Source organism: Tolumonas lignilytica, from assembly GCF_000527035.1.
In the GTDB taxonomy this organism is placed as follows: Bacteria; Pseudomonadota; Gammaproteobacteria; order Enterobacterales; family Aeromonadaceae; genus Tolumonas; species Tolumonas lignilytica.
The window spans coordinates 192,047-205,742 of the sequence record NZ_AZUK01000001.1 but is presented as its reverse complement, the minus strand read 5'-3'; the positions used below and the strand labels follow the sequence as shown (position 1 = coordinate 205,742).

Sequence of the window (13,696 nt, the reverse complement as noted above, 5' to 3'; positions counted from 1 at the left end):
CCCTATTAGGGTTAGTTTTTGCACCAAAATAAATCGATATGCGTTTTTCTGTTTGGATGGGAGCAAAAATCAGAGCGGGTATTTATTGAATAGATGTTTACATAAAATGCTTCAATTTGATTAGTCATGCATATTATTGATGTAAATATCCAGAATATAAATATATCAAGTTATAACAAATTAACTGGCATACATCGTGCAGTTATGAGACCGGTAATTGTATTAACATCTCACCAACTAATAGAGACGAACCATTATGAATAAAGTGCTTAAACTTGCTTGTGTCTTGGCTGCATCCGCTGCGTTTTCTGCTTATGCCACTGATCTTAAAAATATCCGTTTGGGTGTGGAACCTGGTTATGCGCCATTTGAAGTAAAAACACCGGACGGCAAATTGGCGGGCTTCGATATTGATTTGGGTAATGAGCTTTGCAAGCGCATCGCGGTAAAATGTACCTGGGTAGAAGGGGATTTTGATGGCTTAATTCCTTCATTAAAAGCTAAAAAAATTGATGCCATTCTTTCTTCTATGTCTATTACCGAACAACGCCAGAAAGAGATTGATTTTACAGATAAAATGTATGGAACACCGGCTCGTTTAGTGGCTGCTTCAGGTTCAACACTGCAACCTACTTTGACATCATTAAAAGGTAAACGTGTAGGGGTATTCCAGGGAACCACCGCCGAAACTTACGCAAAAGAGCAATGGGCTCAGAAAGGAGTCGATGTTGTTGCGTATCAAACGCAGGATTTGGTTTATGCAGACTTGGTGAATGGTCGTCTGGATGCTGCATTTCAGGATGCGGTGGCTGCCAATGAAGGCTTCCTGAAGCAACCTCAGGGTAAAGGTTTTGCGTTTGCTGGTCCTGAAGTTAATGAAGTGAAATATTTTGGTGTGGGTGCTGGTATTGGTCTTCGCAAGGAAGATGGCGCATTAAAAGCGAAATTGAATAAAGCCCTGGCCGCCATGATTAAAGATGGTACTTATGCAACCATCGCGAAAAAATATTTTGATTTTGATATCTACGGTAAATAAGCATGAAAAAGGGTAGGTGATTTTGTCACCTGCCCATATCAGGAAAGTAATTATGCTGTACGGATATGGCCCCATAATATTACAAGGTGCACTGATTACCATTGAGTTGGCATTTCTATCAGTGATAGTTTCCATTCTTCTTGGCTTAATCGGCGCCAGTGCAAAATTATTTGGTAACAGATGGATTGCTATTATCACGGATATATATACCACTTTAATTCGTGGTATCCCTGATTTAGTGCTGATGTTATTAATTTTCTATGGATTGCAAATTACTTTAAATTCACTAACTGAATATGTGGGTATGTCGCAAATTAATATAGACCCATTTATTGCAGGGGTTTTAACGATCGGCTTTATCTATGGTGCTTATTTCACCGAAACATTCAGAGGTGCATTTCTGGTTGTTCCCAAAGGACAGATAGAAGCTGGCGTGGCATATGGTTTTTCTCCGTGGCAAATATTCCGGATTATTTTATTTCCACAAATGATGCGTTTTGCATTACCAGGAATAGCTAATAACTGGCAAGTGACGTTGAAAGCAACGGCCCTGGTCTCGATCATTGGGTTAGCCGACGTGGTGAAGGCCACTCAAAATGCCGGGAAGGGGACGTATCACTTCTTTTTATTCACGATTGTGGCTGCGGTTGTTTATTTGTTCTTCACCACGCTTTCAAATCTGATGCTCTTATGGTTAGAGCGTCGTTACGAAGTGGGACATCGAAAGGCGGCACTATGATTGATATTTTAAACAGTTATGGCAAAGCCTTCCTCTGGTCGGATGGCTATCATTTTACAGGTATTGCAGTAACCCTGTGGTTGTTGGTTATTTCCGTAACAATTGGTTTTTTTCTTTCCATCCCGATGGCGGTCGCGCGTGTTTCCAGTAAGAAATGGCTCTGGATGCCGGTCTGGGTTTATTCATACATCTTCCGTGGCACACCGCTTTATGTGCAGTTATTGGTGTTTTATTCAGGCGTGTACACGCTGGAAGGCGTAAGGAATACCGAGTTTTTGAACTGGTTCTTTCGCAGCGGCTACAACTGTACCATTCTGGCGCTAATTCTGAACACTTGCGCATATACCACAGAGATTTTTGCCGGGGCAATTCGGGCAATGAATTACGGTGAAGTGGAAGCTGCCAGAGCGTATGGTTTTTCCGGCTGGAAACTTTATACCTCCATCATTATACCTTCCGCATTACGCAGAGCCTTACCAACATACAGCAATGAAGTGATCCTGATGCTGCATGCAACTTCACTGGCCTTTACGGCGACGGTGCCTGATGTCTTGAAGATCGCTCGGGACGTTAATGCTGCCACCTATAAATCATTCCATGCGTTTGGTATCGCGGCGGTCATTTATCTCATGATTTCATTTTTGCTGGTGGCACTGTTTAAACGTGCTGAAAAACACTGGCTACGTCATCTTAAACCTGTTTCATCTCACTGACAGGAAAAGGAATTTATATGCAGGACTGTAAACTGGCGGTGAAAGAGCTGCACAAACAATATGGCGATCATCTGGTTATCAAAGGGGTTTCCTTACAGGCTAAAGCGGGAGATGTGATCAGTATTATTGGCTCCTCTGGCTCAGGCAAAAGTACCTTTTTGCGTTGCATGAACTTTCTGGAAAAACCCAGTGAGGGTTCGATTTACATTAATGGTAAAGAGATCCGCATGGTGCGTGATTTAGATAGCCAGTTAAAGGTGGTGGATAGCAAACAATTGCAACTGCTACGTACCAAACTCACGATGGTGTTTCAGCACTTCAACCTGTGGAATCACATGACTGTTTTGGAAAACGTCATGGCGGCACCCATTCAGGTGTTAGGCATTAGCAAGGATGAAGCGCAAGACCGGGCCATTAAATATCTGGAAAAAGTAGGTATTGATGAGCTGGCACGAAAGAAATATCCATCCCATCTGTCTGGTGGGCAACAGCAGCGCGTGTCGATTGCCCGTGCATTAGCGATGGAGCCGGAAGTATTGCTCTTTGACGAACCGACATCGGCACTTGATCCGGAACTAGTCGGTGAAGTTTTAAAAATTATGCAGAAGTTGGCAGAAGAAGGGAAAACGATGATTGTGGTAACCCATGAGATGGGGTTTGCCAGAAATGTGTCAAATCATGTTATTTTTCTGCATCAGGGAAAGATCGAAGAAGAAGGACATCCGAATGAATTGTTTGGCAATCCTAAAAGCGAACGGCTTAAACAATTTTTGTCTGGTGCATTAAAATAAAATCAATATGCATAATTAACCTGCCGGTTAAATTGCCATGTCAAATAATTCAACAACGCAGCCAATAGTTAAAATTGGACTGTTCATTGTTTCTCCATGTTCTTTTTTTACGCTGGGCTCCATTCAGGAGCCATTTATTCAGGCTAATAAAGTTATTGGAGAAAATAAATATCAGTTCGTCTTTGTTGCAGACAGAGATGACAAACAAATTGAATTGAAAAATGGAGTGAATATTAATGCTGAATATTCAATAGAGGATTCAATATCATTAGATATATTAATGGTGATCAGTGAAATTCAGCCAACAAAAAAAATAGATATTCGGATAAAACGATTTCTGCAGCGCGCAGGGTGCCAACCAGAATTAATGTTGATCGGTGTTGATATGGGGGCATTCTGGCTGGCGGAATCAGGTTTAATTCGCGATCAGCCAGTGACAGTGCATTGGCAGGCGTTGGACCAGTTGAGTGACATTTACCATGATCTTCACGTAACACCTCATCTTTTTGAAACGTCACAACAACGAATGAGCTGTGCCGGAAAGGCAATTAATCTGGACTTTATGCTCTATCTAATTGAAAAATATGAAGATAATGAAGTGTCCGCTCTGGTGGCTGAATATTTATGCATTGACCGTATGCGCTTGCCCGACGAGCGGCAGCGTATTCCCCTGCATAATCTGGGTGGGGAAACACAGCCGAAGCTGACGCTGGCCATGGAGCTGATGGAACAAAATATGGAAGAACCATTGGCGACAGAAGAAATCGCAGAATTAGTGAATTTATCCCGCAGACAGCTCGAACGCTTGTTTAAGCGCTATGTTGGCAATATGCCGGCTAAATACTATCTAGAGTTGAGGCTAAAAAGAGCCAGACAACTTTTATTAACCAGCAGTCAGTCGATCATTCAAATAGGGTTGAGTTGTGGTTTTTCAAGTGGCCCTCATTTTTCGAGTGCTTATAAATCTTTTTTTAATCTAACACCGAGAGATGAACGTAATAATAAATTAAAGGCGAGTTGAGTCGGTGGTTTAAATATAAATGAGCGTCGTTTTTTTATAACTATAATCAACGTGAACACTTTAATATCTCTTTCAGTTCAAAAATAAATAATATCGAGGCAGATATGGCTATGGGTCAGATAACGCGTCACGATTTTGATGAATATATTATTCCTATGTTCTCTCCGGCACCGTTTATTCCGGTAAAAGGTGAAGGTTCCATGGTGTGGGATCAAACAGGAAAATCCTACATTGATTTTGCAGGCGGTATTGCCGTCAATGCATTGGGGCATGCTCATCCTGCCGTAAAAGCAGCACTTATCGAGCAAGCGGATAAACTTTGGCATATTGGCAACGGTTACACCAACGAACCCGTGTTGGCGTTAGCAAAAAAACTGGTTGATGCCACTTTTGCCGATAAAGTCTTTTTTTGTAATTCCGGTGCCGAAGCCAACGAGGCTGCGCTGAAATTAGCTCGCAAATATGCACACGATGCGTTTGGTGCCGATAAAAATGAAATTGTTGCTTTCCAGAATGCGTTCCACGGTCGTACGCTGTTCACCGTTTCAGCCGGTGGGCAACCTAAATACTCCAAAGATTTTGCTCCGTTACCGGGTGGCATTCATCACGTAGCGTATAACGATCTGGCCGCCGCCAAAGCCATCATTTCCGACAAAACCTGCGCCGTCATTGTTGAACCGATTCAAGGTGAAGGGGGGGTGATCCCCGCCGATCCGCAGCTCCTGCAAGGTTTGCGCGATTTATGTGACCAATTTAATGCGGTGCTGATTTTTGATGAGGTGCAAACCGGCGTTGGCCGCACTGGTTCGCTCTATTCCTACATGCAATATGGTGTGGTGCCGGATGTGTTATCCACAGCAAAAGCATTAGGTGGTGGCTTCCCGATAGGAGCGATTCTGACAACCGATAAATTTGCTAAAGCATTATCTGTCGGTAGCCACGGCACAACGTATGGTGGCAATCCGCTTGCGTCCGCGGTTGCCGATAAGGTGCTTTCCATCATCAATACCCCGGAAGTTTTAAGCGGTGTACAAGAACGTCACCAATGGTTTGTTGATGGCCTGACAGCGATCAATCAGCAATATGACGTATTCAGTGATATTCGGGGGGCAGGCTTGTTACTGGGGTGTCAGTTAACTGCAGCCTATGCCGGTCAAGCGAAAGCAATCACCAATGCAGCGGCGGAAGAAGGCGTACTGGCACTAATTGCCGGGCCGGATGTGATTCGGTTTGCACCTTCGCTCATCATCTCAGAAGCGGATGTGCAGGAAGGATTAACCCGTTTTGCCCGTGCGCTGGTCCGTGTGATCAAGCGGTAGATAGTTATGATCATCATGCGTCCGGCGGCAATGGCCGATTTAGCTCAGATAGAACGTTTAGCCGAAGCCAGTGGCCCGATGGTGTGCACCCTGCCAGCACACCGGAGAAATCTGCTGGATAAAGTAGAACAATCGCTGTCGGCTTTGCAGTCGGATGTCATGATGCCTGCTGAAGAGAGCTATTTTTTTGTGCTGGAAGAGACGGCTACCGGGCAACTCTTGGGTACGTCAGCTATCGTGGCTCAAGCGGGTTATCTTGATCCTTTTTACGCCTATCGCAATGACGTGATTGTACATTCATCCCGTGCCTTAAAAGTGCATAACAGAGTGCATGCGCTGACGTTGACGCATGCATTAAGTGATCATTCCCAACTTTGTTCTTTCTTTATCACACCGGCACTGCGTAATACCCATTTGCCACAACTACTGTCATTGGGGCGGCTACTTTTTATCGCACAACATCCAGAACGTTTTTCTCAGGCACTGCTCGCGGTATTACCGGGCATTGCTGATAAAGCGGGGCATAGCCCGTTTTGGGAGCATGTGGGCCGTAAATTTTTCGGGATCGACTACAACCAGGTTGAGTATTACAACGGCACACGCAATAAAACGTTTATTGCGGAACTCATGCCACATCATCCGCTGTATGTATCGCTGCTGAATGAAGAAGCACAAGCCGTGATGGGGCTGGTTCATCCTGATGCGGAATTGCAGTTCGAGATACTCTCTGGCGACGGATTCGAGGCCGACAATTTCGTCGAAATTTTTGATGCGGGCCCGATTGTCACGGCGCGTCGCAATACGCTGTATAGCTGGCAACAGAGCAAGGTTGCCACTGTGGAGATTGGTATGCCGGAAATGACTGATCAGCTAGGGCTGGTTATCAATGATCAGTTGATCGGTTTTCGTGCCATCGTAACCCACATTCCAGCAATGAACTCGTCATCCTTCTGCCTGAAGCCGGAACACGCCGAAGCATTAAAGGTGGACGCGGGCAGTCGTATTCGCTGGTTGCCGTTACCTGAACATTAGCCGCTCTTCTCATGCCCGTTATTTCATTCTTATCATTTCAAACAGCAAAAGGATTAACACTATGATGATCATTCGTCCGGTTCAACAGGAAGATCTGGCGGCGATCTCAGCATTAGCAGCTAAAACTGGGGTAGGAGTCACCTCGTTACCATCGAATGACGAGCGATTAGCTGCGCGTATCGAACGTGTATTAAAGACCTGGCGCGACGAAGTGACCCAGGCTGAGCAAGGTTATCTGTTTATACTGGAAGATACAGAACAGAAAAAAGTGGTAGGTATCAGTGCGATTGAAGTCGCGGTGGGGCGTACGGAGCCTTGGTACAACTACCGGGTGGGGACATTGGTGCATGCTTCAAAAGAGTTAAATGTTTATACCCAGATGCCAACCTTGTTTCTCAGTAATGATCACACCGGTTACAGTGAATTGTGTACCTTATTCCTCGATCCCGATTATCGTCATAGCAAAAATGGACAGTTATTGTCCAAGGCCCGTTTTCTGTTTATGGCGGCGTTTCAGGAGCGTTTTGCCGATAAGATCATCGCCGAAATGCGCGGCTTTTCTGATGAGGCCGGGCGTTCGCCATTCTGGGAAAGTCTGGGTCGTCACTTCTTCTCGATTGATTTTTCAGAGGCCGATTATCTAACCGGTATTGGCCAGAAATCATTTATTGCTGAACTGATGCCGAAACACCCTCTGTATGTAGATTTTCTCTCACCGGAGGCCCGGGCTGCCATTGGACAGGTTCATCCGCATACGGCCCCTGCACGTGCCATTCTGGAAAGTGAAGGCATGAAGTATGAAGGATACGTCGATATTTTTGATGCGGGCCCCACACTGGAAGCCTATGTTTCCGATCTGAGAGCCGTCAAACAAAGTCGAGTCTGGCCGGTCATGATTGACGATCAGGCCAAACCTACCAATAACACCACCTATTTATTGGCGAACGATAAATTCCGTGATTACCGCGCATTACTGGCGCAAGTCGCCTTTACGGAAACCGCTATCTGTCTGCCGGGCTCCGTTGCGGCTGCATTAGGCATTACCGAAGGCGACACCATTTGGGCCGTTACCTTGTTTGCTGAGGAGAAGCACTAATGTTACACCGTGCGTTATTAATTAATGGTAAATGGTATTACGGTATTGGCCCCCGTTTCAGCAAAACCAATCCGGCTACCAATGAGTTGCTATGGGAATCTAACGAAGCACATTCCAGCGATGTGGATCGTGCAGTGGCCGCAGCCCGAGACGCCTTTCCGGCCTGGGCGAGAACACCACTTGATACCCGTATCGCGCTATTACAGCGTTTCGCTCAGTTGCTGGAAGCACAAAAACCAGAACTCGCCGCCGTGATTGCCAAAGAGACGGGGAAACCACGCTGGGAAGCACTGACTGAAGTGCAAACCATGGTGAATAAAGTGGCGATCTCGGTGCAGTCATTCCACGAGCGAACAGGTGAAAAAACAACCGCAATGGCCGATGGTCAGGCGGTGTTACGTCATCGCCCGCATGGTGTGCTGGCGGTATTCGGGCCCTATAATTTCCCCGGCCATCTGCCAAACGGGCATATTGTTCCGGCGTTATTGGCAGGAAACACGGTGGTGTTTAAGCCCAGTGAATTAACACCGTGGACGGCAGAAGAAACCATGAAGATCTGGCTGCAGGCAGGCTTGCCTTATGGCGTGATCAATCTGATACAGGGTGGACGGGAAACCGGCGTTGCATTGGCATCCCACTCCGGTATTGATGGTTTGTTATTCACCGGTAGTGCGAACACCGGTTATCACTTGCATCGCTTGCTGGCCGGTCAGCCGGAGAAAATTCTCGCATTGGAAATGGGTGGTAACAATGCCCTGATTGTCGATGATATCGCTGATTTAGATGCTGCCGTGCATCTCACCATCCAGTCAGCCTTTATTTCGGCTGGACAACGTTGTACGTGTGCCCGGCGCCTGCTGGTTAAAGCCGGTGAGGAAGGGGATCGCTTCCTGCAACGTCTGGTGGCCGTGACCAAAGCCATCCGTGTTGGTTTATGGAATGCCGAACCAGCACCGTTTATGGGTTCTGTGATTTCTGTATCCGCAGCCAACCAATTATTGACTGCCCAGCAAATGCTGCAGGATCGAGGTGGCGAAGTATTGCTGCCAATGACACAACTGGTGGAAGAGAGCGCGCTACTGTCGCCGGGCATTATTGATGTCACCAATGTGTTGCAACGTCCGGATGAGGAATATTTTGGCCCACTGCTGACGGTGATTCGTTACCGTGATTTTGATGAAGCCATTTCGATTGCTAATGACACCCGTTTTGGTTTAGCGCTGGGTCTGATTTCACCGCATCGTGAGCAGTATGATCGTCTCTTGACTGAAGCTCGGGCTGGCATTGTGAACTGGAACAAACAGTTAACCGGCGCCTCTAGTGCTGCGCCGTTTGGTGGGATCGGGGCTTCTGGCAATCATCGCCCAAGTGCCTATTACGCCGCCGATTACTGCGCGTGGCCGATGGCATCGCTGGAAAGTGAACAGATTGCGTTACCAGCCAGTCTGTCACCGGGTTTGTCATTTCCCGATATGAATCAATCTGCCTGATAAAACCGGAGTCTGAATATGAGTGCCTATGAAGTCAATTTTGATGGTCTGGTTGGCCTGACACATCATTATGCCGGTTTATCGTTCGGTAATGTTGCCTCGACCAGTAATAAGAATACACCTGCAAACCCGAAACTGGCGGCCAAGCAAGGTTTGCAGAAAATGAAAACGCTGAGCGACATGGGGTTTAAACAAGGGGTATTACCGCCGCAGGAACGGCCACATATTCCCGTGTTACGACAATTAGGATTCTCGGGGACTGATGCACAAGTGCTGGCAGCCGTGGCCAAACGGTCCCCTCAGTTATTGTCTGCGGTGAGTTCTGCTTCCTCAATGTGGACGGCTAATGCCGCAACCGTATCACCCTCTGCTGATACAGCCGATGGACGGGTTCATTTCACGGTCGCCAACTTGAATAACAAGTTCCATCGCGCTATTGAAGCCGATACCACCAGCACGACATTACGTTCTATTTTCAGAAACGGTACCCATTTTGCGCACCATGCGGCTTTGCCGCAGCAGGCACTGATGGGCGACGAAGGTGCGGCAAACCATAACCGGTTATGCGGCGAGTATGGGGACGCTGGCGTTGAAGTCTTTGTGTATGGCAAGCAAGCCTTTGGCGGACAAGTTGAACCACAACGCTTTCCGGCACGACAGACTCGTGAAGCCAGTGAAGCCGTAATGCGTCTGCACGGGCTGGATGCGGGCAAAACGGTCTTTGTGCAGCAAGATCCGGACGTGATCGACCAAGGTGTGTTCCATAATGACGTTATTGCAGTCAGTAACCGGAATGTGCTGTTCCACCACCAGCAGGCGTTTTTGAATCAGGCGCAGGCATTGGATGAAATTGCTCAGAAAATGTCAGGGTTAGGGGCAGAGTTCATTTCAGTGGAAGTGCCAGCAGCGCAGATTTCTGTGGCGGATGCGGTAAGCACATATCTGTTTAACAGCCAGTTACTCAGCAAACCTGATGGCAAAATGATGATCGTGGTGCCGGAAGAGTCGCGCCAGAGTCAACGGGTTTGGGATTATTTGAGTGGCCTTGTCAGCCACAGTGGCCCGATCAACGAAGTGAAAGTTTTCGATTTACGCGAAAGTATGCGCAATGGCGGTGGTCCTGCCTGCCTGCGTTTGCGAGTGGTGTTGACCGAGGCTGAATTACAGGCGGTTGCACCGGGAGTACTGATGAACGATGCCTTATTTGTCACCCTTAACAACTGGGTGGATCGTTATTACCGTGATCGCTTAACTGAAGCGGATCTCGCTGACCCGCAACTCTTGATTGAGAACCGTCAGGCGTTAGATGAATTGACGCGGATCATGGGCTTAGGCAGCATTTATCCGTTCCAGCAATAAGAGGTCAGCATGTTTGATTTTCTGCAAATGACGCTTTCAGGGCGGGTGCCGCAGGAGCATAGCGGAAGTAACTTCAACCTGCGCTGGCGATGGCTGGCGCAAGGTGTTTTACAGTTAGAGCCATTGCATGGTTACCGGAAGAGCGTCGTGCTATCGGCGGGTATTCATGGTAATGAAACCGCACCGATTGAATTGCTGGCGGCACTGGTCAGCGATTTACTGCATGGTAAACGGCGGTTAAAAGTGCGCCTGCTGGTTATTTTCGGTAATCCATCTGCGATGATAAATGGCGAACGCTACAACCAGATTGACCTGAACCGGTTGTTCTGCCGCCATTATGAGCACTTCCCTAAATGTCCGGAAACGGAACGAGCCGCACAACTTGAAGCGTTGGTAACGGAATTTTTTAATCAAAGCAAAACCGATCACCGTCTGCATTTTGATCTGCATACCGCCATTCGGGAATCGCATCATCAACGGTTTGGACTGCTGCCGCATAAAGACAAGGGAATTTATAGCCGAACTATGCTGGATTGGTTGCATCATGCCGGCATTGAAGCGTTGGTAATTAATCAGGCGCCGAGTGGCACATTTACCTATTTTACCAGTCAGTACTGCCAGGCTGACAGTTGTACGCTGGAGTTGGGTAAGGCGCGACCATTTGGCCAGAATGATCTGAATCAGTTTGCGTTGATCAGTCAGGGGCTGCTTTCGCTGATCTCGGGGATTAATCTATTGCCTGATGCAGCAGAACCGATGAAGGTCTACCGCGTGACGCAGGAGTTGAAAAAGATCAGTGATCAATTTTGTTTGAACTTTCCTGAGTCTATTAAAAATTTCACCCGTTTCTCAGCCGGCGATATCCTAGCCCGCGATGGTGAGATTTCTTATCAGGTACAACAGCCAGATGAATGGATTTTATTTCCCAACGCCAGTGTGCGTCCAGGGCTTCGGGCCGGGCTGATGCTGGTTCAAGTGCCTACTGCTTCTCTTTATGGATAAAGATAATGAATTTACATGAATATCAGGCCAAGCAATTATTTGCTGACTACGGTCTGCCTGTGCCTCCCGGTGTTCCTTGTTCCTCAGCGAATGAAGCCGTTGCGGCGACGAAGACATTAGGCGGTGAAAAATGGGTTGCCAAATGTCAGGTTCATGCCGGTGGACGGGGTAAGGCCGGTGGGGTCAAAGTCGTTTCCTCTGAGCAGGACGTCCGTGCGTTTGCCGAACACTGGTTAGGCAAACGTCTGGTCACTTATCAAACCGATGCCAATGGTCAACCGGTCAACACCATTCTGGTTGAAGCCTGCGGTAACATCGCCAAAGAACTTTATCTCGGTGCCGTGGTCGATCGCAGTACCCGCCGCGTGGTGTTCATGGCCTCCACCGAAGGTGGCATGGACATCGAAACCGTGGCCCACAACACGCCGGAACTGATCCACAAAGCGACGTTAGATCCGCTGACTGGCCCGCAAGCCTATCAGGCGCGTGAACTGGGCTTCAAGCTGGGTTTGAATGCCGACCAACTGAAACAGTTCACCAATATCTTCTTAGGCTTAGGCAAGATGTTCACCGAGTGTGATTTGTCGCTGCTGGAAATCAATCCGCTGGTGATCACCGGTGAGGGCAACCTGCTGTGCCTTGATGGTAAAATCAATATCGACAGCAATGCCTTGTATCGTCAGCCGAAACTGAAAGCCTGGAACGACGAAACCCAGGACGATCCTCGCGAAGTGGAAGCGGCCCACTGGGATCTGAACTACGTCGCTCTGGATGGCAGCATCGGTTGTATGGTCAATGGTGCTGGGCTTGCGATGGGCACGATGGACATCATCAAACACCACGGCGGCTTCCCGGCTAACTTCCTCGATGTCGGTGGTGGTGCGACCAAAGAGCGCGTGACCGAAGCGTTTAAACTGATCCTCTCTGACAGCAAAGTAAAAGCGGTGCTGGTCAATATCTTCGGTGGTATCGTGCGTTGCGACCTGATCGCTGACGGCATCATCGGTGCTGTTGAAGAAGTCGGTGTGAAAGTGCCAGTGGTGGTGCGTCTGGAAGGGAACAATGCCGAGCTGGGTTCACAGCGTCTGGCCGACAGCGGATTGAATATTATTGCCGCCACCAGTCTGACCGATGCGGCAGTGCAGGTGGTTAAAGCAGCGGAGGCCATGGCATGAGCGTTTTGATCAACAAAGAGACCAAAGTCATTTGCCAGGGTTTCACTGGTTCACAAGGTACCTTCCATTCTGAACAGGCCATTGCCTACGGTACCCAGATGGTCGGTGGTGTCTCACCGGGTAAAGGCGGTTCGACCCATTTAGGCTTGCCGGTATTTAACACCGTGCGTGATGCCGTTGAAACAACCGGTGCTACCGCGTCAGTCATCTACGTTCCGGCACCATTTTGCAAAGATGCCATTCTGGAAGCGATTGATGCGGGCATTCAGCTGATTGTCTGCATTACCGAAGGCATTCCGACCCTGGATATGTTGCAGGTGAAATGCCGTCTGGAAGAAACCGGTGTACGCATGATCGGCCCAAACTGTCCGGGTGTCATCACACCGGGTGAATGCAAGATCGGCATCATGCCGGGGCACATTCATCTGCCGGGCAAAGTGGGCATTGTTTCCCGTTCCGGTACGCTGACGTATGAAGCGGTGAAACAGACGACGGATGCCGGGTTTGGTCAGTCGACCTGTGTCGGTATTGGTGGCGACCCGATCCCAGGCTCTAACTTCATCGACATTCTGACCCTGTTCCAGAATGACCCGCAGACCGAAGCGATCGTGATGATCGGTGAGATTGGCGGCACGGCGGAAGAAGAGGCGGCGGCCTTTATCAAAGCCAATGTCACCAAACCGGTAGTTTCCTATATTGCGGGTGTGACTGCGCCAGCGGGAAAACGCATGGGCCATGCCGGGGCGATCATTGCCGGTGGTAAAGGTACCGCGGCCGAGAAGTTTGCGGCACTGGAAGAAGCCGGTGTGAAAACCGTGCGTTCACTGGCTGATATTGCAGCGGGTTTACGTGAAGTGACTGGCTGGGAATAATGGAATAAGGCCTCATGACCTTCAAAAGGAATAGGCCTTAATTTTCAGTTG

13 protein-coding genes are annotated in these 13,696 nt (G+C 48.2%); all 13 read left to right on the top strand.

Features of this window, described 5'->3' with window-relative positions:
* The first annotated feature begins 256 nt into the window (after nucleotides 1–256).
* The 13 genes from H027_RS0100925 (at nucleotide 257) to sucD (ending at nucleotide 13,645) form a co-directional block, all read left to right on the top strand.
* Nucleotides 257–1,036 (top strand): ABC transporter substrate-binding protein, encoded by a 780-nt coding sequence (locus tag H027_RS0100925; protein ID WP_024870662.1) that lies wholly within the window; start codon nucleotides 257–259, stop codon nucleotides 1,034–1,036.
* Between the two features lie 52 nt (nucleotides 1,037–1,088).
* The gene (locus H027_RS0100920; RefSeq protein ID WP_024870661.1) at nucleotides 1,089–1,775 is read left to right on the top strand and encodes an ABC transporter permease; all 687 of its coding nucleotides are present in this window, start codon (nucleotides 1,089–1,091) and stop codon (nucleotides 1,773–1,775) included.
* Entirely contained in the window at nucleotides 1,772–2,488 is a 717-nt protein-coding gene (locus H027_RS0100915; protein ID WP_024870660.1) for an ABC transporter permease, read from the top strand. The genes H027_RS0100920 and H027_RS0100915 overlap by 4 nt, the downstream gene beginning before the upstream one ends.
* Nucleotides 2,489–2,505: 17 nt before the next feature.
* A complete protein-coding gene (hisP, locus tag H027_RS0100910; RefSeq protein ID WP_024870659.1) occupies nucleotides 2,506–3,279 on the top strand; it encodes a histidine ABC transporter ATP-binding protein HisP in 774 nt (257 codons plus the stop codon).
* Between the two features lie 37 nt (nucleotides 3,280–3,316).
* Nucleotides 3,317–4,300 carry a GlxA family transcriptional regulator gene (locus H027_RS0100905; protein ID WP_024870658.1) on the top strand — a complete coding sequence of 328 codons (984 nt, stop codon included), beginning with the start codon at nucleotides 3,317–3,319 and terminating at the stop codon, nucleotides 4,298–4,300.
* Between the two features lie 110 nt (nucleotides 4,301–4,410).
* Nucleotides 4,411–5,619, top strand: a complete 1,209-nt coding sequence (locus H027_RS0100900; protein ID WP_152536681.1) for an aspartate aminotransferase family protein — start codon at nucleotides 4,411–4,413, stop codon at nucleotides 5,617–5,619.
* Between the two features lie 6 nt (nucleotides 5,620–5,625).
* Nucleotides 5,626–6,651: an arginine N-succinyltransferase gene (locus H027_RS0100895; protein ID WP_024870656.1), complete on the top strand. Its 1,026-nt coding sequence runs from the start codon at nucleotides 5,626–5,628 to the stop codon at nucleotides 6,649–6,651.
* A 61-nt stretch (nucleotides 6,652–6,712) separates the two neighbouring features.
* Nucleotides 6,713–7,747: an arginine N-succinyltransferase gene (gene astA, locus H027_RS0100890; RefSeq protein ID WP_024870655.1), complete on the top strand. Its 1,035-nt coding sequence runs from the start codon at nucleotides 6,713–6,715 to the stop codon at nucleotides 7,745–7,747.
* Entirely contained in the window at nucleotides 7,747–9,237 is a 1,491-nt protein-coding gene (gene astD, locus H027_RS0100885) for a succinylglutamate-semialdehyde dehydrogenase (protein WP_024870654.1), read from the top strand. The genes astA and astD overlap by 1 nt, the downstream gene beginning before the upstream one ends.
* A gap of 18 nt (nucleotides 9,238–9,255) precedes the next feature.
* A complete protein-coding gene (gene astB / locus H027_RS0100880; protein ID WP_024870653.1) occupies nucleotides 9,256–10,596 on the top strand; it encodes an N-succinylarginine dihydrolase in 1,341 nt (446 codons plus the stop codon).
* A 9-nt stretch (nucleotides 10,597–10,605) separates the two neighbouring features.
* Complete coding sequence (gene astE, locus H027_RS0100875) at nucleotides 10,606–11,598, top strand: succinylglutamate desuccinylase (RefSeq protein ID WP_024870652.1); 993 nt, start codon at nucleotides 10,606–10,608, stop codon at nucleotides 11,596–11,598.
* A gap of 5 nt (nucleotides 11,599–11,603) precedes the next feature.
* Nucleotides 11,604–12,773 (top strand): ADP-forming succinate--CoA ligase subunit beta, encoded by a 1,170-nt coding sequence (gene sucC / locus H027_RS0100870; protein ID WP_024870651.1) that lies wholly within the window; start codon nucleotides 11,604–11,606, stop codon nucleotides 12,771–12,773.
* On the top strand, nucleotides 12,770–13,645 hold the full coding sequence (sucD, locus tag H027_RS0100865) for a succinate--CoA ligase subunit alpha (protein ID WP_024870650.1): 876 nt from the start codon (nucleotides 12,770–12,772) through the stop codon (nucleotides 13,643–13,645). The genes sucC and sucD overlap by 4 nt, the downstream gene beginning before the upstream one ends.
* The last annotated feature ends 51 nt before the right edge of the window (nucleotides 13,646–13,696 follow it).